At 32.5% G+C, this 22983-nt stretch carries 22 protein-coding genes and 1 riboswitch; of the genes, 7 read left to right on the top strand and 15 right to left on the bottom strand.

The window, feature by feature from the left end:
- Nucleotides 1-402: 402 nt before the first annotated feature.
- Nucleotides 403-1353: a nucleoside hydrolase gene (locus MHH71_RS02775; protein ID WP_033798895.1), complete on the top strand. Its 951-nt coding sequence runs from the start codon at nucleotides 403-405 to the stop codon at nucleotides 1351-1353.
- 718 nt (nucleotides 1354-2071) lie between these two features.
- Here the strand turns inward: MHH71_RS02775 and speD are convergent.
- Together speD and MHH71_RS02765 are read right to left on the bottom strand one after the other, a co-directional pair.
- Nucleotides 2072-2905 carry an adenosylmethionine decarboxylase gene (speD, locus tag MHH71_RS02770; protein WP_033798890.1) on the bottom strand — a complete coding sequence of 278 codons (834 nt, stop codon included), beginning with the start codon at nucleotides 2903-2905 and terminating at the stop codon, nucleotides 2072-2074.
- Between the two features lie 389 nt (nucleotides 2906-3294).
- Complete coding sequence (locus tag MHH71_RS02765) at nucleotides 3295-3420, bottom strand: hypothetical protein (protein WP_006094941.1); 126 nt, start codon at nucleotides 3418-3420, stop codon at nucleotides 3295-3297.
- Nucleotides 3421-3590: 170 nt separating this feature from the next.
- Here MHH71_RS02765 and MHH71_RS02760 point away from each other — a divergent pair, with 170 nt between their 5' ends.
- A complete protein-coding gene (locus MHH71_RS02760; protein WP_018765975.1) occupies nucleotides 3591-3914 on the top strand; it encodes a hypothetical protein in 324 nt (107 codons plus the stop codon).
- Nucleotides 3915-4199: 285 nt separating this feature from the next.
- Here the strand turns inward: MHH71_RS02760 and MHH71_RS02755 are convergent, their stop codons facing one another.
- The 5 genes from MHH71_RS02755 to MHH71_RS02735 all read right to left on the bottom strand — a co-directional run bounded on the left by MHH71_RS02755 (nucleotide 4200) and on the right by MHH71_RS02735 (nucleotide 8209).
- A complete protein-coding gene (locus MHH71_RS02755) occupies nucleotides 4200-4799 on the bottom strand; it encodes an undecaprenyl-diphosphatase (RefSeq protein WP_018765976.1) in 600 nt (199 codons plus the stop codon).
- Between the two features lie 109 nt (nucleotides 4800-4908).
- Nucleotides 4909-6336: a HAMP domain-containing sensor histidine kinase gene (locus MHH71_RS02750; protein ID WP_033798891.1), complete on the bottom strand. Its 1428-nt coding sequence runs from the start codon at nucleotides 6334-6336 to the stop codon at nucleotides 4909-4911.
- On the bottom strand, nucleotides 6333-7007 hold the full coding sequence (locus MHH71_RS02745) for a response regulator transcription factor (RefSeq protein WP_003203539.1): 675 nt from the start codon (nucleotides 7005-7007) through the stop codon (nucleotides 6333-6335). The genes MHH71_RS02750 and MHH71_RS02745 overlap by 4 nt, the downstream gene beginning before the upstream one ends.
- A 12-nt stretch (nucleotides 7008-7019) precedes the next feature.
- Complete coding sequence (locus tag MHH71_RS02740; RefSeq protein ID WP_018780545.1) at nucleotides 7020-7550, bottom strand: hypothetical protein; 531 nt, start codon at nucleotides 7548-7550, stop codon at nucleotides 7020-7022.
- Between the two features lie 140 nt (nucleotides 7551-7690).
- On the bottom strand, nucleotides 7691-8209 hold the full coding sequence (locus MHH71_RS02735) for a GrpB family protein (RefSeq protein ID WP_006094946.1): 519 nt from the start codon (nucleotides 8207-8209) through the stop codon (nucleotides 7691-7693).
- Between the two features lie 129 nt (nucleotides 8210-8338).
- On the opposite strand from MHH71_RS02735, the gene MHH71_RS02730 reads away from it, so the two are divergent.
- Together MHH71_RS02730 and MHH71_RS02725 are read left to right on the top strand one after the other, a co-directional pair.
- Nucleotides 8339-9211: a serine/threonine protein kinase gene (locus MHH71_RS02730; RefSeq protein WP_003203550.1), complete on the top strand. Its 873-nt coding sequence runs from the start codon at nucleotides 8339-8341 to the stop codon at nucleotides 9209-9211.
- 110 nt (nucleotides 9212-9321) lie between these two features.
- Nucleotides 9322-10587 carry a sensor histidine kinase gene (locus MHH71_RS02725; RefSeq protein ID WP_033798892.1) on the top strand — a complete coding sequence of 422 codons (1266 nt, stop codon included), beginning with the start codon at nucleotides 9322-9324 and terminating at the stop codon, nucleotides 10585-10587.
- A 545-nt stretch (nucleotides 10588-11132) separates the two neighbouring features.
- On the opposite strand, the gene MHH71_RS02720 is transcribed toward MHH71_RS02725, so the two are convergent.
- A complete protein-coding gene (locus MHH71_RS02720) occupies nucleotides 11133-11927 on the bottom strand; it encodes an alpha/beta fold hydrolase (RefSeq protein WP_006094948.1) in 795 nt (264 codons plus the stop codon).
- A gap of 682 nt (nucleotides 11928-12609) precedes the next feature.
- Here MHH71_RS02720 and MHH71_RS02715 point away from each other — a divergent pair.
- Nucleotides 12610-12921: a hypothetical protein gene (locus MHH71_RS02715; RefSeq protein WP_033798893.1), complete on the top strand. Its 312-nt coding sequence runs from the start codon at nucleotides 12610-12612 to the stop codon at nucleotides 12919-12921.
- Nucleotides 12922-13181: 260 nt separating this feature from the next.
- On the opposite strand, the gene MHH71_RS02710 is transcribed toward MHH71_RS02715, so the two are convergent.
- The 4 genes from MHH71_RS02710 to MHH71_RS02695 form a co-directional block, all read right to left on the bottom strand.
- On the bottom strand, nucleotides 13182-13280 hold the full coding sequence (locus tag MHH71_RS02710; protein ID WP_018765986.1) for a YjcZ family sporulation protein: 99 nt from the start codon (nucleotides 13278-13280) through the stop codon (nucleotides 13182-13184).
- 168 nt (nucleotides 13281-13448) lie between these two features.
- Nucleotides 13449-14276 (bottom strand): energy-coupling factor transporter transmembrane component T family protein, encoded by an 828-nt coding sequence (locus MHH71_RS02705; protein ID WP_033798894.1) that lies wholly within the window; start codon nucleotides 14274-14276, stop codon nucleotides 13449-13451.
- A complete protein-coding gene (locus MHH71_RS02700; protein WP_006094950.1) occupies nucleotides 14269-15969 on the bottom strand; it encodes an ABC transporter ATP-binding protein in 1701 nt (566 codons plus the stop codon). Before MHH71_RS02700 ends, MHH71_RS02705 begins: the two co-directional genes overlap by 8 nt.
- 10 nt (nucleotides 15970-15979) lie before the next feature.
- A complete protein-coding gene (locus MHH71_RS02695; protein WP_006094951.1) occupies nucleotides 15980-16528 on the bottom strand; it encodes an ECF-type riboflavin transporter substrate-binding protein in 549 nt (182 codons plus the stop codon).
- A 146-nt stretch (nucleotides 16529-16674) separates the two neighbouring features.
- Nucleotides 16675-16792, bottom strand: a riboswitch (SAM riboswitch).
- A 157-nt stretch (nucleotides 16793-16949) separates the two neighbouring features.
- On the opposite strand from MHH71_RS02695, the gene MHH71_RS02690 reads away from it, so the two are divergent.
- Complete coding sequence (locus MHH71_RS02690) at nucleotides 16950-17630, top strand: aspartate/glutamate racemase family protein (RefSeq protein WP_006096949.1); 681 nt, start codon at nucleotides 16950-16952, stop codon at nucleotides 17628-17630.
- A 131-nt stretch (nucleotides 17631-17761) separates the two neighbouring features.
- Here the strand turns inward: MHH71_RS02690 and MHH71_RS02685 are convergent, their stop codons facing one another.
- From MHH71_RS02685 to MHH71_RS02675, 3 genes are all read right to left on the bottom strand, one after another.
- Nucleotides 17762-19543 (bottom strand): PAS domain-containing sensor histidine kinase, encoded by a 1782-nt coding sequence (locus MHH71_RS02685; RefSeq protein ID WP_018780555.1) that lies wholly within the window; start codon nucleotides 19541-19543, stop codon nucleotides 17762-17764.
- 331 nt (nucleotides 19544-19874) lie between these two features.
- Nucleotides 19875-20735, bottom strand: coding sequence for a Cof-type HAD-IIB family hydrolase (locus tag MHH71_RS02680; protein WP_078212019.1), 861 nt, complete (start codon nucleotides 20733-20735; stop codon nucleotides 19875-19877).
- 341 nt (nucleotides 20736-21076) lie between these two features.
- On the bottom strand, nucleotides 21077-22288 hold the full coding sequence (locus tag MHH71_RS02675; RefSeq protein WP_006094939.1) for a cytochrome P450: 1212 nt from the start codon (nucleotides 22286-22288) through the stop codon (nucleotides 21077-21079).
- Nucleotides 22289-22426: 138 nt separating this feature from the next.
- Here MHH71_RS02675 and MHH71_RS02670 point away from each other — a divergent pair, with 138 nt between their 5' ends.
- A complete protein-coding gene (locus MHH71_RS02670; protein WP_006094938.1) occupies nucleotides 22427-22924 on the top strand; it encodes a PadR family transcriptional regulator in 498 nt (165 codons plus the stop codon).
- Nucleotides 22925-22983: the final 59 nt, after the last annotated feature.

Genomic DNA, 22983 nt, shown 5'->3' with positions numbered 1-22983 from the left:
ACCCCTTCCTCCTTATCACTTACACACACCTTTATTGTAAATACATTTTCTTATCTAAAATAAGTACATTGTTAAACACGCTTTTTTTATATTACATTTTAATATTCAGAATTTCAACAACAAAATTAATGTTAAGCTAGAATGTTTCTACAATTTTTAATAAAAGCGTCAACCACTCCAAGAATTCATCTACTTTTATTAAAGTATTTTACAATTATTGGTGCATCTGCAAAAGTTGGGCATAATACACTCACCTTAACACCGTAAGTTTCCTAATGATGTTCTATTTCAACTACATATGAATAGAATTCACTCTATAGGAATACATAAAATATATATGTACAAGCCTACTCACTACATCCTTAGTGAAAATAGAACTCTATAACTTTTGGAGGAATACACATGCTAAAAAAGGTTCTCCTGTTTACAGATTTGGGAATTGACGATGCATTTGCCATCCTGTACACCTTTTTTCGTAAAGATATTCAAATTTTAGGGATTGTAGCCGATTATGGAAATGTATCAAGAGAGAATGCCATAAGAAATATTAACTATTTGAAGTACATTGCGGGAAAAAAAGAGATACTTGTATTCCTTGGTGCTTCTGTACCGTTAACGGGTATATTGGTTCAGTATTTTCCTGAGGTACATGGAAAAGTCGGATTAGGACCTATCATTCCACCTGAAATTTCTTATCCAGTTTATCCCTTAAATGATATTTACCAAATTATAAATTCAAATTTAGATGATCTTACAATTATCAATTTGGGAAGACTTTCTTCGTTAGCTACGACCTTTGTTTTAAATTTAGAAACAATGCGGAATGTGAGAGAATACATTTGCATGGGCGGAGCTTTTTTTTATCCAGGAAACGTGACTGCGGTGGCTGAAGCTAACTTTTATGCGGATCCTTATGCAGCAAACTTAATTCTGCAGCATGCGAAGAACTTGACAATTATTCCGTTAAATGTAACTCAACATGCGGTTGTTACACCCGAAATGGTCCAACAAATCGATGCATTTCATCAGGATACACAGGATATTGCAGGACTCATCATTAAGCCTATGTTAGACTACTATTATAATTTCTACTCCAAGTCGAATCCCGGTATAGGAGGAAGCCCTATGCATGATTTTGTAACAGTGTGGTATTTGCTGAATCAAGAGGCTGTTGGTCTTTCAAGAGTACCCATCAAAGTAATTCCCGATCAAGGGGAAGGATTCGGTCAAAGTATTGCAGACTTTCGTTTTGTGACTAATCCAGGTTATAAAACGCATAATGTGGCTTTTCAGTTTGATTATGAAAAATTCAAGAATGATATTATGGAAACGTTCCTAAGGAGAAGGCTGTAGCATTCTTTCGTTGAGAGATAAAACTGTTTCAAGAAATATTTACAAAAATTGTATAAGTAACCGGTATATCCTAGGGTTCTCTTTATCGAGTAATCAAAGGAAACTTCAAGAAACACAGGGATGACAAATCTTTGTGTTTCTACTTTGCGATCTATAACAGCAACCCTGTCTCTTTCCCATAAAGTGAAACTTTAATCAGTGGGGGCTTTCTTCATTCCCCACTGATTATTAGTTGAACCAATCGGGCTTTTACGGGCAGTTTATCTCCCACCTAACTTCTTTAGAAAAGCGTAAGCGGCTCGCTCAGAATCGCAGGACGTTGGAGCCCCCGACAGAGAGGCGCTTTTTGCCTCGTCCGAGAGGGCGAAACGACCGGAGATTCTAGCCGCTAGAGCTAGACAATGCTTTCGCAGAATTTTGAGGTGGGAGTATTACTGCCCACAAATAGCGGGATAAACCAGTGGTATTCATACAAACTAGATGTTTATGCTAACTTGTTTATTTGCTTTATTTATTATACAAATACAGTGCGTGAAATTGCTTGCTTGAGTATGTATCCCTCTAGAATTAGGGATACCAACAACAAAATACAAATTTCACACATTAAGCAAAATAAAAAGGTAAACAAGCTGGATTTTCACACACTAAGGATGTCCAGCTTGTTTACTTTATTGCTAAGGTGACATAGGAGTTATTTGTATTTCCCTAAAAAGAGGTATCATTCAAAACTTTCTCCCATTGATCCATGACTCATGTTTTTTCCGTAAAATATTTCATCCATTTCCGTTTTTAATTTTTTTGTAATTTCCTCTTGTTCTTTTACGGATAATTTTTCTTGTGTATATCCAAATAGATAGTTGTTTAAGTCAAATTCTTTTAGTTTACATTTTGTATGAAAGATATGCTCTTGATAAACATTGACATCAATCATGTCATAGAGACTTTTCACGTTATTTGGAATGTAATTTTGGATAGAACTTATTTCATGGTCAATAAATAACTTGTTACCTGTTATATCTCTTGTAAATCCCCGAACGCGGTAATCAATTGTCATAATATCTGTATCAAATGAGTGGATAAGGTAATTTAAAGCCTTAAGAGGTGAGATTTCACCGCATGTAGCTACATCAATATCCGCTCTAAAAGTGCTAATACCTTCATCTGGATGATATTCAGGATACGTATGAACCGTTATATGACTTTTATCTAACTGCATAACAACTGAATCAGGAAGAGGTCCAGGTGATTCAGTGAATGATTCTGTCGGCACTTCTACCACGGGACCTTCTGATACTAATATAGTTACGCTCGCCCCTTGTGGTACATAGTCTTGTTTAGCAATATTCAGTACATGCGCACCTATAATGTCCGAGACATTTTTCAAAATCTTAGTTAATCTGTCTGCATTATATTGTTCATCTATGTATTCTATATAAGCTTCTCGTTCTTCTTTTGTTCTTGTATAGCAAATATCATACATGTTAAAACTTAATGATTTTGTGAGGTTATTAAAACCATGTAATTGAATCCTTTGTTCTGGTGTTAGGTTCATGATAAAATGCCCCATTCTTTTTTCTGATTAATACTATTTTATAAATCCTTTATGAAATATAGTTCCATTCTACAATTTTTTCATGCATCTTCTTTTTGAATTGGGATTACTTGTAATATACAAGTTATTTCTAATTCGTTGGTGATGGCTAATTATTATATTGTTATGGATTATTTTAGTTTTATTGGAAAAAATACGGTAATTGAAATTTGAAATAGCAACTATGTAAAATTTGAATGAAGAAACCATTGTGAGTAAATGCATCAAAAAAGAAAAGATGTGTAAGCTTTAATTAGTTTACACATCTTTTCTTTTTTTCTATGCTTAAAACTAATTAAATACTGCGCCGATTTTTATAATTACTCTCAATTATATTCCAAATCAAAACACTACTTTTTTAAATCTTTTTTCGTTACTTCACTTCTAATATTTACATCTTTTGAGAATTCAGTATCATTTTTTAGGTTATTTGGATATTTGCTTTTTTGTTTTCGATTATCATTCCGATTCGTCATGAATGATCCCTCCTCTTATAAACGTTCGTACCTATTTTGTACAAAAGGAACTATTTCATACTGATAATTTCATGAGTATAGTCCCGTTCAACTTACGCAATCCGATTTAACACAATGTTTTCAATATTTCTCCAAGCGATTTGGACATGCTAAAGAATGAGGTGACTGTTATGAAAAATGAAATATTAAAGTTAGTACCAGAAGCGGTAAAAAAGTTAATCCAGAAAGACGTTAAAGAAAGAAACAAGCGCATCATTGATTTAATTATCGATGATGCAACTGCATATGAATTTGAACCAGACCAAGTAGTTCCTTGTATCATGGCTGCTTATTATGCTTACGAGTCCACCCCTTATCCTAGTGAAATGGAAGATGAATGGATGAAGATCTTAGTTTTTCACACAGCTACTCGTTCAGCGATGAAACTTTTATCTTACGGTAAATTTAAAGCAAAACGATCAGAGAGTGGATGGATGAAGTATACAGGTCATTGAATGATCCCATTTTGAAGTGAGAGGTTCCTATTAACTAACATATTCGCTGGAATCTCTTATTTCGCAATGGAATTTTCACAGAACATATGACTGTTTCGTGCTCAATAGGCATCGTACATTTCGTTCGAAAAAATTTTCACGAAAAGTTACACATGCTATATATCTTCTAACGAGCCCTAATATTTTTTGTTTTCCAATTAAATACAGTGCGTGAAATTAATGTTTGTATGCATGAAAAAGAACCCATCATTTACGAATAGGTTCTTTTTCTAGTAACTTGTATGATTAATGTGTATGGTTATATTTCGATAACAATGGAATTCGTTTTGCAATGGATGCATAAATTACAAATACCATTTGTGTTAATGGTTCTAATTTTCGCGTACTTTGCATTACTATGCCGCAAGTTATAAATGACAGGAATGCTCCACCAATTATATCTGCTGGATAATGGACACCAACGTAAATACGTGAAACTCCAACTAGTACGGCCCAAATTAATGCAATATATTTTAATCTTTCCCCTCTCAATAGCATCGTAAATGCTATTGAAAATACAAGTACAGAATGATCACTTACAAATGATGAATCTACTGCATGTGGCACTAATTGATGAACATGATAAGTTACAAAAGGTCGCGCATGATAATATACTGCATGAATGAAAACATTTAACAGCAATGAAACTCCGACTGTAAGAACAGTATATACAACAGTATATTGTTTTTGAATCGCCATTTCTTTTTTAGTATTACTAAACCATAAAATAAGCATAAAAAGAATCGCCATGTAAGGCGCGCTATTCGTAATCATAATCATGATCTTATCTGAAATGATTGAGGTTCCCGCTAAATTATTAATCCATTGAAATACTGTGTAGTTCATATCTACCCTCTCCTTATTTTCATTACATTCGTACTTTAAGAAAGTACAAGTTCTATCGGTTTACACAGTATACAACAGTAATATGAAAATACTTTGAAACTTTTCTCATCTATTTCTCATTTTCATGTAAAACATAAGGAAACGAAATTGTAACTGATGTACCTTCTTTCTCCCTACTTTCTAATATAATGTTTCCATTATATTTTTCTACAAGCCGTCTTGCGATGGAAAGCCCCAGGCCATTTCCACCCTGTTTACGACTCCTTGCTTTATCTACCCTATAAAAACGATTAAGTACATATGGTAAATCCGATTCGGGTATTCCGACGCCATGATCTACAATACGTATAGTAATATTTTCTTTTTGCATGTTTGTTTGAATACAAATGTATTTATCATTTGCTTTGGTATATTTAATCGCGTTATCTAGTATGATAATCATTATTTGCTCTAAATAAGGTGTTGGTATAGCCACGTAAGCCTCTTCGGCATATAATTGTATATCGAATTCGAATTCAGTTTGAAGAACTTCAAAGTTTTGGATTACTTGTTTTAATACAGTATTTACATGTACAGGCTCGACTGCTAATGAGGGCATTTGCTCTGATTCTGCTCTGGATAACTCTAATAATTCTGAGACTAATTTATTCAATCTATCCACTTCTTTTAAACTAGATTGAAGTGACTTTTGTAGAATAACAGGATCATCCTTTCCCCAACGGTTTAACATGGATAAATGGCCTTGAATAATTGTAAGGGGTGTTCGAAGTTCATGTGATGCATCTTCAACAAACTGTTTTTGTTGTAAAAAAGACTTTTCTACATCATCCATTAATTCATTAAATAGAATGCCTAACTTTGCAAGTTCATCATTATTTTCCCGTACAGGAACTCTTTCTTTTAACCCGTTTGTTTTAATTCGATTCATCGTATCAGTTATATTCTGAACACTTAATAAAAGTTGTTTAGCAATAATTGTTCCACCTAAAAAACTAAGTATAAGTCCACCGATACCAGCTGCAACCATTACAACGAAAATGATTTTCAACAAATGATCGAAAGTTTCTAAATTTTTCCCAACCTCAATTGTTCCCATAAATGTTGCTGTTTGAATCGGCATACGTTCAATTAATATTCTATCTTCTAAATGCCTCTTTATATAAGCTTCAGGTTGGGTAACCGATTTAGGAGGCGCCCACCTCGGATTAAAATCACGAGAAATCGAGACAATTGGTTGTCCATCTTTATCTAAAATTCGAATAATCTGATGTTTATCATTCATATTATTAAGGAAGTCTTTACCGTTTTCAATCGTTTGGTTAGAAAGTGTTTCTTTTTTATCAGTAAAATATGCTGCTATTTCTTTCACTTGCCTGTTCATTTGTTTCTTTTCATAGTCTACTGTCCATTGATTAATCACAATAAACTGTAAAACATTATATAAAGCGAACAAGATAAATAATAACGTAGTTGACCAAAGAGTTAGTTTCCATTTTATCGGAAGGTTTCGAATGCGCTGTGCAAAATTTTTGATCATCTCATCACATATCCAGCCCCTCTAACAGTCTGGATATACTCCTCCTTATCTACACCATGTAATTTGTTTCGTAAATAGCGAACATATACATCAACAATATTTGTTTCTACAATCGCATCGTAACCCCACACTTGCTCTAAAAGTATATCTCGTGTTAGTACGCGGTTAATATTCTTCATAAACATGAGTAATAACTCAAATTCTTTGTTCGTTAATTCAATGATTTCATCATTTTTTCTTAGCGTTCTTGATTCTACATGTAACTGTAAATCTTTAAAAGCAAGCAAAAGTGTTGGCTTACTTTCTTCTTTTTGTTCGCGTCTAAATATAACACGTATTCGTGCAAGGAGTTCTTCAATTGCAAATGGCTTCGGTAAGTAATCATCAGCGCCGCTATCTAATCCTGTAACACGATCCATAATACTATCACGCGCTGTTAACATAATGATGGGAGTATTCTTCGTCGCACGCAGTCTACGACATACTTCAATCCCATTGAGTCCTGGTAACATCAAATCAAGAAGTATAATATCATAGTTCTTCTCTATGGCTGCTTCCAATCCTTTTCGCCCATCGTATTGTACCTCTACTGCATATCCTTCATATTTTAATTCTAACTCTAAAAATTCAGCTAAACTTTCTTCATCTTCAATTATTAATATATGATGCAACCCTAATTCCTCCTATATTATTAAATGAATGATCAATCCTAATCCAAATAGAATCGCAATCATTTGATGTATGTTTCGATATAATACCGATTTTTTTCTGTCTTTAACCTTATTCAAAAGAATTCCAACAACTCCTAGCAATACTAAGCTACCAAAAGCAAATATGCCGCTGTAAATCTGTATCATATGGTGATTTCCCCTTATAAAAAAATAAACTCCATGTGTTGTTGCAACAGCTAATATAGCATAACCGATAAACATATGATATTTCTTTGCTAACATATATAATTCTTTCATATACTTGAATCCGGGTATTTTATTTTTGTGTAAAAACAGCCAAATATGACGTAAAAACCAAAGTGATGCAGCTGCAATCGCACCATATTCACCAAGAGAACCAAGATTTTTATTTACGCTTTTTAATCCTATTTGATCTCCTAGCATAAAGTTTACGATAAACATTGTAACACTAAATGCAATCACACAAGCTCCTGCGATCTTTATAAACAAATTAAAAATTTGACTTCCGAACGTTTTCTTCATTTTGCATCCCTCTTTCAATTTCAAAACATCACTACATTCCAAATTGTAGCAATCAAAAAAGAAAAAAGAATGAAAGAAAGATTAGAATAAGATGAGAAATACTTTATGTGAACTAAAAAACAAATTTCCCACCGTAATTTTTATATGTATAGATTTTCTTTCGCCAGTGTAATGATCCTTTGAATAAAAGGTTCTTTTGCATTAGTATACGCCACTCGATCAAATGGATACTTCATAGCAAGCTCGTATTTTAATTGTTTGTATTCCACACGTGCCCATTCATGATTACTCATAAAATCAAGAAATAATAAATTGTTTTTCCAATCTTGACCACCGTGCGTATAGACGTGTAAATGATGTGTACCTGCTCTCCATTTCCCTTTTCTAAAAAAACGCCTCTGCGGAAAAGGTTTATGAAATACATATTCATATCCTATTGTTTGCAATGGTTCTATCCAATGATCAACTAATTTTAAATCTTTAACACCTATCATCATATCAATAAGAGGTTTAGCATCTAACCCTTCTACTGACGTACTTCCGATATGTTCAATCGCTAAGATGTCCTTTTTTAGCAATGTGATAAATTTCTCTTTCTCCTTCACAAATTCCGTATGCCAATTTAAATTATACGGTTCAATGATTATTTCTTTATCCATCTTTTACTCCTTTCATAATAATTACATAGCTTTAAAAGTAATTCTTTTTAACTAATCAAAACAGGATTTTTATTACTCTCCTCGAATTTATTAATATTTAATCTCATTATATAAAATAAGAGGTGTAAAATGAACGAAATTCCAGTCACACTTAGCTTTGATGATGTAACTTTTAAATTAAAAGAATATCAAGATTTTGAATGGCTTGTGAAGCTTGGTAGAGTGTTTACTGTATTTGATCAACAAGATTCTGGCAATATATGCTTTGGTATTGAAATAGATGGTCAGAAAAGATTTGTTAAATATGCTGGTGCAAAAACAATGGAGTATTCGGGAAATCCAGATGCCGCTGTTACTAGATTAAAAGAAGCTATTTTTCTTTATGAAGAATTAAAACACGATCATCTAATCGAATTAATTGATCATTATGAAGTAGAAAACGGTTATGTGGCAATCTTTAATTGGTTTACCGGAGAATGCCTTCATTCCCATTGGTCATTTCCACCACTAGCGAAATATAGTAATCCTAGTTCTCCGTTCTATCGCTATAAACAATTATCAATTGAAGAACGTCTTATTTCACTAGATCATATTTTTTCTTTCCATGTTCATGTTGAAAGAAAAAATTATGTAGCAATAGATTTTTATGATGGAAGCATTTTGTATGACTTTGAAACAAAGACAACAAAGATTTGTGATATCGATTTATATCAGAAGAAACCTTATATCAATACAATGGGAAGACTTTGGGGATCATCACGATTTATGTCACCTGAGGAATTCGAACTTGATGCAGTGATTGATGAGAAAACAAATGTATTTAATATGGGAGCAATCGCTTTTGCGTTCTTAGGAGGGGAACTCGATCGTTCTTTCACTAAATGGGAAGCAGGGAAAGAATTGTATGACGTAGCAGCTCGTACGATAGAAAAAAATAGAAATCAACGTTATGCATCAGTTGAAGAATTTCACTTAGCATGGGAATTTGCTCGAAACAAATAACAATTCAAAAGTAATCACAGTCCTCATTCCAATAATTAAAACATGAAGAAGTTGTATTTTTCCGGTATAATACTTATAGTACTGAAAACTACAATAATGAGGCATGCTAGATGAATTTTGTATACATTAACCAAAACGTATTAAATAATCTGCTTTACATTTTAAGCAGCATCTTTGTTTTTTATTTTATATATAATAATGAAATATTTTTTAAAAACTATAAAAAGATTCTTATCATTATATGCACTAGTATACCATTGATTTTATGTATGAAATTCCCTATATACATAGACGAAAACTGCGTTCACGACTTAAGACAGATCCCTTTTTTAATAGGTACACTTTATGGTGGTTTACCAGTTGGGATCGCTTTATTATCTATCATGTTATTGATTCGGTTTGTTTTTTATGGTGTTAACTTTTTAACAGTTATTGTTTATATTACCATGCTTATTTTCACTGCCTATTCTTCTTCTAAATTTAATCAATTAAACAGAAGAAAGAAGCTTATCATGTCAATGACTTTACCTTTTTTCCTTGCTTTACTTACAACCTTTATCGCTGTTGTTCTGTCAGATTTCCCAATTACAAATTCATATATCACTTATTTTATTCTACTCCCTCCAATTGTCATGTTATTTGTTGTATATATAAATGAGGTTTTAAGAGATGCCGTTATTATGAGGTCTAAATTAGTAAAGATGGAGAAGATGGAGATTGTGAGTCAACTTGCTGCGAGTATTTCACATGAAGTAAGAAATCCTCTTACCGTAGTAAAAGGTTTTACTCAACTCCTTAAAACTCCAGATTTACCACAAGAATCGCGAGAACAATATATTGAACATATTCTTGGAGAGCTAAACCGCGCTCAGGTTATCATTGATGACTACTTAACATTTGCTAAGCCAGCATCACAAAAAGTTGATAACATTGTAATAGATCAAGAATTAAAAAGAATAATAAGTATGATGATGCCATTATGTAATATGAATTCTATAAATGTTTCTGAGAATTTAGTAACAGGTTCCATCACTGGGAATACACAACATTTTCAGCAATGCTTTTTAAACCTAATAAAGAACAGTATTGAAGCGATGCTAAATGGCGGAAAACTAAGTATCAAATCATCTGCTTGTGAAAACAAAATTACTATTGTCATTAAAGACAGTGGAATTGGGATGACACAAGAGCAAATCAATCGATTTGGTGAACCTTATTTTAGTACAAAAACAAGAGGAACAGGTTTAGGTACGATGGTTGCAGTAAAAATCATTGAAACGATGAATGGTACTTTAGATATAAATAGTATTGTTAATAAAGGAACCACTTTAACGATCACATTTCCACAAAATAATGAGATTGCTAAAAAACACTAACATTTTGATTTAAAAGGAGCTTCCTATGCTCCTTTTTACTTTTCACTACATAAATTGAAATTTTAATCAATGTTTTTTCTCCATCCCCCACTGATTATTAGCCTTCACTAATCAGGTATTTACTAACATTTCATCTCCCGCCTAACTTCATTGTTTTCGATGATTTTTAAAGCGGGAATATTACTACTAGTTAATACAAAATAAGATATGCTTTTCATAAACCTTGGCTTAAATTTTTTATATATGAACCCTCCTATAAAAGGTCCTGGCTATAGCTAACTTGAAGGTATTCCTTCTTTACTCTATTTTTTATTACCTAACATAGTTGTACCACTTCTCGTATATTTACTCATTAGGTTTTACATTCGCAAGACTCCATCCGCATCAATCACCGGTACGGAAAAATAATTCGAAATATTTAGGAGGGATAACTTGAGCGCTCACTACTCTTTCACATATCAATTATCAAACGGAGCCTGATAGCTCCTTTCCCATTAAATATTTAGCACAATAAACGCATATAACTTCGAAATAAATATACTTTTTTATGGGTAAAGAAAAAGTCTCATCTCAGTATGAATAAAAGCAAACTGCTGAATCATTTCATTTAGGCATCTCGCTGCTTTTGTAGGAATTTGATGCTTTACGTTATCAATGAATTTTAATTCATTACATGGCAATTTTTCATGTAGTAATTTGGCATGACTATAAAATATTTTATCTTTCTTACCATACACCAACAAAACCGGAAGCTGAATATTTCTAAGCTGATTAGTACAATCATAATGCAAACTATAACAATAATACTGCCAGATATTTTTGGCATTCCCTTTTCGTGCCTCTTTAAACATCTTTCTGAACAATTTATGTGTATTTGAGTTGCTCCATGAAATAGACCATGCTAAAAATGAAACTGCCCCCGCTTTCGCAAGTTTCACGCCAAGTGAAATCTTATTCTTTAGATATCCATCCCTCACTTCTGACATTCCCCCGATTAGAATACCTCCTAACGCTCTTTCAGCAAAGGCCAATAAAAATTCTAATGCGACAGAGCTTCCAGTCGAATATCCACATACAAATGCTTTCTTAATCTCTAAATGATCCAACAAACATCTAATGTCTTCAGCAATCAGTGGATAGGTTATCGGTTGTTTTGAATACTGACTCCTTCCGTGTCCTCTAATATCAAAAGCAATCACCTTAAAATTTTGGGATAATCCCTCTATTTGATACTCAAAATTCACACATGTAAGTACAGGAGGATGAATAAAAACAATAGGAACCCCTTTTCCCTTAACGATATAGTACAGACTACTACCATCTACATCCAACATTGGCATGTATGTAATCACCTCAACAATCTAAAATTATTACTCTTTTTCAAAAAAACAGTAACTCTAAAAAATGATGCATACTAAAAATTGATTTTAGTACATGAGTATTTTCCTTTTGTTATTAATTTCTTTATAATTTGTTAGCTATAAGCTGTCGATATTATTCTGTTATACGTTCCTGATAACGTTGAAGCTGATTTTCGTTTAAAAAAAATGAATTTAGTCGCTCCTCAAGTTTTTCTTTTAATCTTTTCATTTATTTAAACAGAAAAACAGATGGTCTTTTTTTTGAATGTTAGCTATAAAATAACCTCTTACAGTACACTTGACGATGTGTCTTTTCACTCATTTCTGTTATTATGTGGCACTTCTTTATTTCTATTCTGGCAACTATTTAGAATAAATTACGATGGATTTTCCTTATGAATCACACATAAAATTAAAATAATTCTTTTTAATCCCATTTTTCAATATACTGCATCTCATTGATTAAATAAACATTATGTAAATGAATTTCAAATCCTTATTTATCTGTGCATGTTTCCCTTTGTAATGAGTAAACTTAGGGTTTTTAGGAAAAAAGAATCAAGAAATGTTAGCATAAATTCCGATAAAATATTGCAACATAAATCATGTGAAATTGAACTTAGTGTTTCTTTTTCCTAATTATCTTTACAGGGGGTAAAAAATGAATACTCTTAACTTCTTGATGTCACTATTCAATTCTGGAAGAAGAACTCAGCAAATGTTTAAATTATTTAGAAATAGACGGAATAACAATAGAAGCTGGATTTGGTTTTCTTTACTAGGATTAGGAACAGTTTTTAGTGTAGTAGCAACACGTAATTCAAATATGATGAAACCTATTCAACGTTTGTTCCAAGGCGTTCAAAATACAACAAAAACATTTATTCCATCCAAAGTAAATTTGGCAAATATAGAATTTGCCGATGAAATTACGCCTAACAGTCAAAAGAGACTGGGTAATCAAAGCCAATAACTATCGTGAATAATAAAAACTCGCCTTTTAGTCACAAGTATTTACAATATTAAAAAATTATGTAAATTGAACGAATTTTCCGGAAATTACCTTATTATTTCGGTGAAATTTCAACATAAAAAAAGGAGCATAGCAGCTCCTTTTTTTATGTTGAATCTCGTATTGATACTAAAAAAGTATCTTTAATGTTTTTTCTGATTACATGATTCTGTGACGAATGATTAAAAAGTTATATGTTTTTAATACCCTCAGCCTCAGCCTCAGCCCCAGCAGCTGCATCCAACAATAATTAATAAAATAAATAACACAACTAATAAAGCAAAACTTCCACCAAAACCACAAGAACCACCGAAACTCATATTCTCTCCTCCTTTTAGTATAAAACTAATGGATAATGAAATTGATCGTTTATTAACAGGTTCGTATTATACAGTATGTTTCTATGTCATTTTTGAGCATGTCTTGGATAAATTTAAAAAGGCATTGCTCTGAGCGCCTAAATTTTATCCCAATAACATCCAGAAAACTTACAATGGATACCAAAACCCTTTGAAAATATTGAACTTTAGGTAAATGGCCAGTACTAAAATTATAATGCCGATAACGAGCCCTAGATAATCCTCTTGTTTTGCTTTTGTTGTAAAATACCATGTTCGCTTCTCTTTTTTTCCGAATCCTCGTAAGTCCATTGCATTTGAAACCGTATCAATTCGCTCTAAAGAATGAATAACAAGTGGCCAAAAGATGAGTACCCGATTTTTAATACGTTCCCAAAAATTCGTCTCTCCTCTTTCAAATGGTACACCTCTTGCTTCTTGAGCGTGCTTAATCAATTTGTATTCCGCTTGTATATTCGGTATGTAACGAAGCGCAATGTTTATTGCATAGGCAATCTTATATGGTAAGCCAATTTTATGCAGGCTGCTAGCGAACTCACTTGGATGTGTCGTGTATATGAAAATAAGTGTAAATGGTAATAACGTAAAATACTTTAATGAGAGCGTAAGAGCATAAAATAGTGTTTCAAATGTAATCGTAGCATATCCAATATGCAAGAATGCTGTACTTGTACCAGTTAACTCAGATCCATGAGTTGGTGTAATCAATAAAATCATCATTGAATTTAGCATACTAAATGTGAAAATAACACTAAATATAATTACAATTTTTTTTATAGGGATTTTAGCGATCACTAATCCTAAACAACCAATGAAAAACAAGCATAATAAAATACGAAAATCAAAAAATATAAACGTAAGAGTCATCCAAATTATAAATAACAACAATTTAATTGCGCCGTCCATACGATGAAAATATGTATGATTATCTATATAAAATAAATCTGCTTTATTCATAATCCCCTCTCCTTTTTGCCTCCATATACATTTGTACAAAAACGTCTGGAAAAGGAACTTTACTCAAATTCGCTAAAGTTGTTAGCGAACTCTCCTGTAAATTAGCTTGTTGTAATACTTCGCTATTTGTTAATACGTTTGGAACAGTATCATTAGCAAGTATTTTCCCTTTATGAAGGACAACTGCACGGTCTGCATATTCTAAAGCTAGATTCATATCATGTGTAATAAAGATGAATGATATTCCTTGTGCCGCTAGTAGGCTTATACAAGACATAAATTGTTTATAATGAAAATAATCTTGTCCTGCTGTTGGCTCGTCTAATATGATAAGCTTCGGATTCCTTGTTAAAACCGATGCAATGGTAAGCCTCTTTTTTTGTCCGTAACTTAACGCTTGAATAGGCCAATTTCGGAATGGATATAATCCACAAATTCGCAATGCATCTTCTACGCGTTTATTTATTTCTGCGCTAGAAGTCTTCTTTAATTTTAATGAAAAAGCAACTTCATCCCAAACAGTAGATTGTGTAATCATATGATTAGGATTTTGCATGACATAGGAGATCACTTCTCCACGCTTTCGAATAGACCATGAACTTATATTTTCATTATCAAGTACAATTCCCCCTTCCTTCGCTTTGTTCATTCCCGTTAATGTATGTGCAAATGTAGACTTACCTGCACCATTATGGCCTAATAATGCTACAATTTCTCCCTTTTGTATAGAGAGTGTTATATCCCTTAATGTAAAATCTTTTTGCGAATATGAAAATGATATATTTTCTATTTCACATAAGATTTCTTTTTTTTGTTGTTCTTTAAACATGGTAGAATTTAACATCCATTGCTTAATCGCTTTATTCACATTTCCATGATCTAAACTTTCAATTGGATATAATTCTTCATCTAAAATATTCATTCTTATATTTTTTAATGCTTCAATATATACAGGTTCTCTTAACCCTATTTTTTGTAGCATGTTTGTTTGTAAAATTCTTTTTGGTGAATCAACCGCTACAATTTTTCCTTCTTCTATTAATATGATTTTATCAAGGTCTAATTTTAATATTTCTTCTATTCTATGCTCAATAATAACAACTGTTTTATTAAATTGTTGATGCACCTTTCGTATAAGTTCTACTGTTTTCAAACTACTCATGGGGTCTAAGTTTGCTAATGGCTCATCAAATAGTAATATGTCAGCTTCTGTTGTTAACAGTCCAGCAAGAGAAACAGTTTGTTTTTGACCACCAGATAATTCATGCGGGCTTCGTAGATGAAACGTATGCATCTGTACTTTCTGTAGTGAGTCCATAACAACAGCCTTCATTTTCTCCTGTTCTACACAATCGTTTTCTAATGAGAAAGCAACATCTTCTCCTACGGTTAAACCAATAAACTGAGAATCTTGATCTTGTAAAATAGTTCCTACATGCTTGCTTTGCTCAAAAATACTACCTTTTCGCGGATCCTTACCACATATTGAAATGTTCCCAGTACTTGATCCCTCATATGAAAAAGGGATAAGCCCATTTATACAATGGGCCAATGTTGATTTTCCTGATCCACTTCGACCGGCAATCAATACTTTTTCACCTGGATAAATACGGAATGTAACATCCTTTAAAGTAGGTTCTGTCACTTGTTTATATTGAAATGTAAATTGTTCAAAGGAAATAATCGGCTTCATTGTAATCTCCCTACTTTTCAATCTTCAAATGTGTATGTTTTTTATTTGCTTTCGCTAATCCCAGTGTGATTGGTAAACCAAGAATTAAGAACACAAGGATATCTGCAATCGTTGCACCGAATACTTGAATAACAATTTTATCCAAAGGTTCACCCATAACGATAATATCAAAAGCACCGGCAAATATGATTGCAACGACAATCCCGATTAAACCTGTTATAGCAAAATATGAAATATCTCGATTACGAAATGTTCCATTTTTCACACTGAAACTTGCTCGTTTTTGTACAAGTCCCATCGTAAATCCAATAATACCTGAGCTAAGTACCCATCCCCACCATATTCCCCATCCAGCGATGGTATCTGTCACTGTATGACCGATAAGACCAATCAAAAGTCCTGCAATCGGCCCGAAAATCGCACCAAAAATTGTTAATATAGCCAAAGCAGGCTTTATAAATGTGTTTGGTGCAATTGAAAATCCCCATAGACCTAATACACCATATATTGCAGAACCGATTCCAATTGCTACGACTAATTTTGTAGATAATTTGTTCATATGAATTCCCCTTTCATTCTAGTTAGTTTATATTAGTCCTATATGTATAAGAAAATTAAATTATGCGTCTTCACTTCCTTTCTTCTCAATTTCTCAATAAAAAATGACCTCTTTTATAAGAGGTCATTTTTTATTGAGATATGATCCTCTTATCTTTCAAAAGACAATATGTCTTTTGCGGAATTAGCACCTTCCTATTTGTATGAATAAATAGGGGTTGCTGAGGTTTCATAGGGCCGTTCCCTCCACCTCTCTGGATAAGTATTCGTTTGTAATTTGTATTATTGCATTAACGCAAGTTAATTTCAATATTTTTCTCACTATTTTTATTTTTCTTAAAACAATCTAATAAATCATTGTATTCTTATCGGAATTATGGAATAATTAGCATAACAAAACATGTTAACGGGAGGAATTTGACATGAAAGTAATCGGATTAATTGGTGGATTAAGTTGGGAATCAACGTCTCTTTATTATAAACATATTAATACACTAACTCTATCTCAGTATAATCATAATGCAAAGCTTGTTCTATATAGCATGGATTTTGGCGAAGTGACAAATTTATTACAAAATCAACAATATGAGGAAGTGCAAAATCAACTCGTTCAAGTAGCAAAAAAAATAGAGTGTTCCGGTGCAGATTGTATACTTATGTGCTCAAATACAGTACATCAATTTGCGGAAGAAGTAGAACAAGCAATCTCTATCCCCCTTCTTCATATTGGTGATGTCAGTGCTGAAGAAATTGTTGAACATGATGTGAAACGGATTGGTTTACTTGGAACAAAACAAACAATGGAACAGGACTTTTATAAAACAAGACTAGCTAATTATGGTGTTGAAACAATTATTCCGAAAAAAGATGAACGAAATTTCATTCATCATGTCATTCTTCAAGAATTGAGTAAAGGGATTATTTCACAGCAATCTAAAGTACGTTTCTTACAAATCATTCAAAAACTTATTGAAAATGGTGCAGAAGGAATTTTATTAGGTTGTACAGAAATACCGTTACTTATTTCACAGAAAGACATTTCTATTCCTGTATTTGATACTGCTTTTTTACATGCAAAAACTGCTGTACAATTCGCTGGATAATAGATAAACAACTGTATAATTTATAAGAACTCTTTAACTCTCAAAATAAATTAATATATAACAAAAGCTATCTTACAAATCATAAGATAGCTTTTTAACTCTATTATTATATGAACCAGAAAGTAATATCCTCATAAAGCCCCTGTTATAGGTAACATTGCTGCACAAGAAGTAACTTGCTCACTTTGAAACATTGGTAAATAGATTGTAACTGATGTTCCTATTCCTACCTCACTCATAATACTAATTCTTCCTTGATGACTTTCAATAATTTTATAACTGAGCATTAGTCCAATCCCAGTTCCTTTCTCTTTCGTACTATAAAAAGGTTCACCAAGTCTTTTAATTCTTTCTTCAGGAATTCCTACGCCCTCATCAACCATATTAATCGTAACTTCTTCACGCTCTGATTTTTTTACATAAATAGAGATTTCTCCTCCATTTGGCATTGCTTCAATTGAGTTTTGTAAAATATTAATAAAAACTTGTTTTAATTGATTTTCGCAGCAATCAATCATTAATTCTTTTGATTCTATATGCAGATCAATTTGAATATTTGTCATGATTGCCTTCGTGTTGATTAATGAAACGACATTTTTTAATATCGAGCAGAGGTTTTTCTTTTCAGTTGAAATGACATCAGTTTTTGCAATCGATAAAAACTCATGAAGTATAGCTTCAATTCTTTCGATTTCTGATAGCATAAGATCAAAATATTTATCTTGATCTTCTTGATTAATCTGAAATAATTGAATAAATCCTTTAATCACTGTCAATGGATTTCGGACTTCATGGGCTACCCCTGCAGCTAACTGCCCAATTGCTGCAAGTGTATCTGATTTATTCAATAACTCCTCAGTCTTTTTCCGCTCGGTAATATCTCGAACGATTATCATAATCTTATCTTGTAAGAGTGGTAAACATCTAGCTTCAAAGAAACTAACACTTCCTTTAAGTGTTAACGGATACTCAACAATAACTGTCGATTCCTTTTGTTGTACTTGATGAATTGCTTCTTGAAATTGTTGTGCTACAGGTGATGGCAAGACTTCATAAAATTTCTTCCCCATAAAGGATTCTGCAGGTACGTAAAACTTAGCTGGTGAACCTGCTTTATAGTCTATAATTGTTCCATCAGCCTCAGTTAAGAAACACAAATCAGGTAATGCTTTAAAAATAAGCTCTAACTCAGAAGTTTGCTGTTTTAATTGCTCTTCAATTCCTTTTCGATGAGTAATGTCAACTCCAACTGCCCAATAACTATAACCAGGTACTGGGAACTGCTCCGAAATATTTGACCACATGATTGTTTTTATTTCCCCATTTTTGCATGTTAAATTCATTTCCCAATCTCGAAAACTTTTTCCGCGAATCGAAAATTTCTTTTGAAGTTGTCTGCGATAACTTTCATCAGGATATAACAGTTCAAGTGCTTTGGGATTTCCAACGATTTCTTCTGCAGCATAGCCTGTTACGAGCTCGCATTCACGATTCCATAATATAAAATTCCCATTTTTATCAAGAGCATCGACCATAATGGGCATATTTTGTAAGATTGTATGTAGCTGTTCTTCTTTTTGAGAAAGTAAATGTATATTTTTTGTTTGGTTTTGAAGTTTATTCATTGCACCATCTACAATGAGATTTGAAAGCATTTCGAAGTATTTATAACAAGTACGGATGTCATTTTTAATTGCACAAACAATAAATGATCCAAGGTGTTGCTCATGTAAAAAGATAGGGATTTCAATTTTTGTAAGTTGTATATTTTCTTCTTGATTCATACCAAATGAAAAAACACATTCCATATTTTGATCAAGAAGTTGATGTGAAATGTTTGTTAATTTATAAAATTGTTCTGCCATGGTTTCTATTGTGTTCACATCAATGAGTTCCAATAGCCGCGCATTCATTCTCTTTCCACCTCTATATGTAAATTTAATACCAATTTTTACTCACGCTTCTCCATTATACGAATAATGTTCTCATAGGTATATAGCAAGAGCATAATTATTCAAATAAATTTTATTTTTCAATTAAAAATTATTTGAAATGATATATAATCTTATTAATATAAATATGTAATGATCTAAATATTCACAAATTATTCACAAATTACTTGGAAATCATATACAATTCTTCCGATATATTCTATATAATAAAATGCAATAAGGTATTCTATGAATCTCATAGAATACCTTACCCCTAATAAAAAATAAAAAAGAATCCTTGATGGATTCTTTTTTATTTTTTTACCATGACATATTGATAAAGAGCATGTGCAACTCCATGTTCTTCATTCGATAATGTTTCATAGTGACAAATCCGTTTAATTTCGTCCACTGCATTTCCCATTGCGATAGATATATGTGCCTTTTCCATCATAGAAATGTCATTTAGCCCATCACCTATTGCAACAGTATTTTCCACAGGAATATTAAGATGTTCTGCTAAAGTATATAAACCATTCCCCTTTTGAGCGTCACAATGATTAATCTCTAAATTATGCCAATACGAAGCAGTAATTGCTAGCTCTGTATTATGTTGAAAATGCATTTTTAATTTTTGTAATTTCTCTTCATTATAGGAGAATGGTAAAAGCTTATGCACATAAATCTCTTCTTCTAATATCGATTTACAACTTTCTGTGATATGAAATGCTGTATGTTCAAGATACAATGCTGCGATGACTTCAAGCTCTTGCTGATCAATATCTTTATTTGACCTTTTTATCCATTCTATTTCATGATTCACACTTTCTTCACCATATGCCGGAACGTATATACCTCGATCTGTATACAGTTGATAATAAATCCGATTTTGTTCAAGATATTCAACAATTTCAAAGGCATGTGTATTTTGAATAGGGTATCTCTTCATCATTTTTTGATCCACATAAATAAGAGCACCGTTTTCTGCAATAATAGGACATTGTAAATCAGCTTCCAGTAGTAAACGTTCAATATCTACGAGAGAACGTCCTGTACAAATCGCTACTACATGCCCCTGCTCCTGGCATTTTTGGATAGCTTCTGCATTTTCTTTACTAATTATTTTATTTCTTGAAAGAAGAGTTCCATCTAAATCGATTGTAATTAGTTTCATTGTTCCGTCACCACTTTCTATAAATAAACATGCTTGTATAAAGTGAAACTTAAATCAGTGGAACCCACTAATTATTCGTCTTCACTAATCGAGATTTTACAGGCAGTTGATTCCTCCATTTCCTTCCACTAAGATTAAAGGTGGATGGCTTCCTATTCACAAATAGCTGGATAAATACACAAATTAGGTATCGTTTCCATATTCACTTTGTCAAACACAACTTAGTTATAATTTATGAAAAGCGTTTCAGGTCAAGAAATATTTTTTAGTTTGTTAAAAAAACTTATTAAAAAAATGAAAACTCCTACTTAGAATAGGGGTTTTCATTTTTTTAATATGCTTCATTTCTTTAAAAGGATAGGAAACCGCTTTAACGTTTGTTCATTCTCTAATATACAGTTCTCTAAATGAAAGGATGGTGAAAGTTCTAGCTTTTTAAAATTCCTAATAAACGTAGTTAATGCAACTTCAGCTTCTAAACGAGCAAGTGGTGCGCCTAAACAAAAGTGAGGCCCTTTGCCAAATGTTAAATGTTTTTCATTTCCAGGTCGATGTAAATCAAAGTAATCTGCTTGTGAAAATTTATTTTCATCTAAATTGGCAGCGCTTATCCACGTAACAATCATTTGTCCTTTTTTCATTTTTGGTCCAAATATTGTTGTATCTTCCGTTATAGTACGGGCTAATGTAACAGGGAAACGATAACGTAGTACCTCTTCTATCGCTTTAGGAATCAGCACTGGACTTTCGCTTAATTCTTTGTATACCTTAGGTGCATCTACTAAAAAGCAATAAAAGCTATTAATAATAAGGTTTGTAGTGGTTTCATTCCCTGCGGCTAAAAGTCCTAATGAAAAAGTCACAATTTCCTCATCAGTCAATCTTTCTCCCTCATACTCTGCTCTGATCAGGTCTGAAATAATATCTTCTTTCAAATGGTATCGTTTCTCTTGAACAATCGGGAGAAGATAAGATTTAAATTCATGTAAAGCAACTTCTTTCTGCTTATCTAAATCGCTAAACTTCTCTTTACTATATGGCATAAACAAAATATCTGACCACATCTTAATTTTTTTTCTATCTGTTGTTGGAACACCTAATAAATCAGAAATAACGGTTACAGGTAGAATTGCAGCAAACTGCTCTACAATATCAATTTCATCATAATTATTCATATCTTTCACAAGTTCATTTGCAATTGCTTGTATCTGTGGCTTCCACTGCTGAAGACTTCTTGGGGTAAATGCCTTTGAAACAATTGAGCGAACATTTCGATGCTCTGGAGGATCAGAAGAGTTTAAATTTACTCTTGTGTCTAAAGGCGGAACGGAAAATTGACGACGATCTCTTCTGCTTGAAAATAGGCGATAATCAGATAAAACACGGTTCACATCATTATATAAAAAAACATTCCATACATCCTGCTCCGCATCATAATAGACCGGATGATTTCCCCTCATATACTTATACCACTCATAAGGGTTCCACAGCTCTTCTTTTGTTTTGAGCTTTGAAATTTCATGAACCAAAATTACATTTTCAGGCGAATTCATAGTTCTTTCCTCCCTTTTCTTTTAAAATAAAGTAATAGGTAGGCAGTTCAAAGATGTATAGACTAGCATATGTTATTTTAACATATATACAGGGGATATTTACGGATATAAACTTGAGAAAAAATTAGGAGGATACATATGTATGTTGATATTTTACTACTCGCAGAATTAACTTCTGGACCCAAGTATGGTTATGAAATAAAGAAAAACATTCAAAATCGTCTTGGAGAAAATTTTGAATTGAATCATAACATGCTCTATCCTGCCCTTCGGCGCTTTGAAGATATGGGAGCAATTACAAAAAAGATTCATCAACAAATAGGTAAACCAAATCGTAACATTTACGCATTAACTCCTACAGGTGAAGAAATCTTTTATGAAATGATGCGAGAGTTTCCAGAGAAACTAGCTGCTAATGATACTGAATTTCTTGTGCGTGTTGCACTGTTTGAGAAACTAGATTACGAAGCTCGAAAAGAAGTTTTAACGACTCGTCAAAATGTGCTATACAAACAATTAGCCTCCATTCGATCTTTAGCTGAGACATCACTATTTATTTCTGAGGTCATACAGTATGGTAAATCACGTATTGAACATGAGCTAGCTTGGATTACCTCTCTCATGAAAAAAATATAAAAAATGACAAAAAAGCAAATATAGTGAATGAAAATGAAATTTATTATCAATAATATAAT

It is taken from the genome of Bacillus sp. FSL H8-0534 (genome assembly GCF_038005885.1).
Taxonomy (GTDB): Bacteria; Bacillota; Bacilli; order Bacillales; family Bacillaceae_G; genus Bacillus_A; species Bacillus_A pseudomycoides.
The sequence above is the reverse complement of the archived record's forward strand: the minus strand, read 5'-3'. Positions and strand labels throughout refer to the sequence as shown.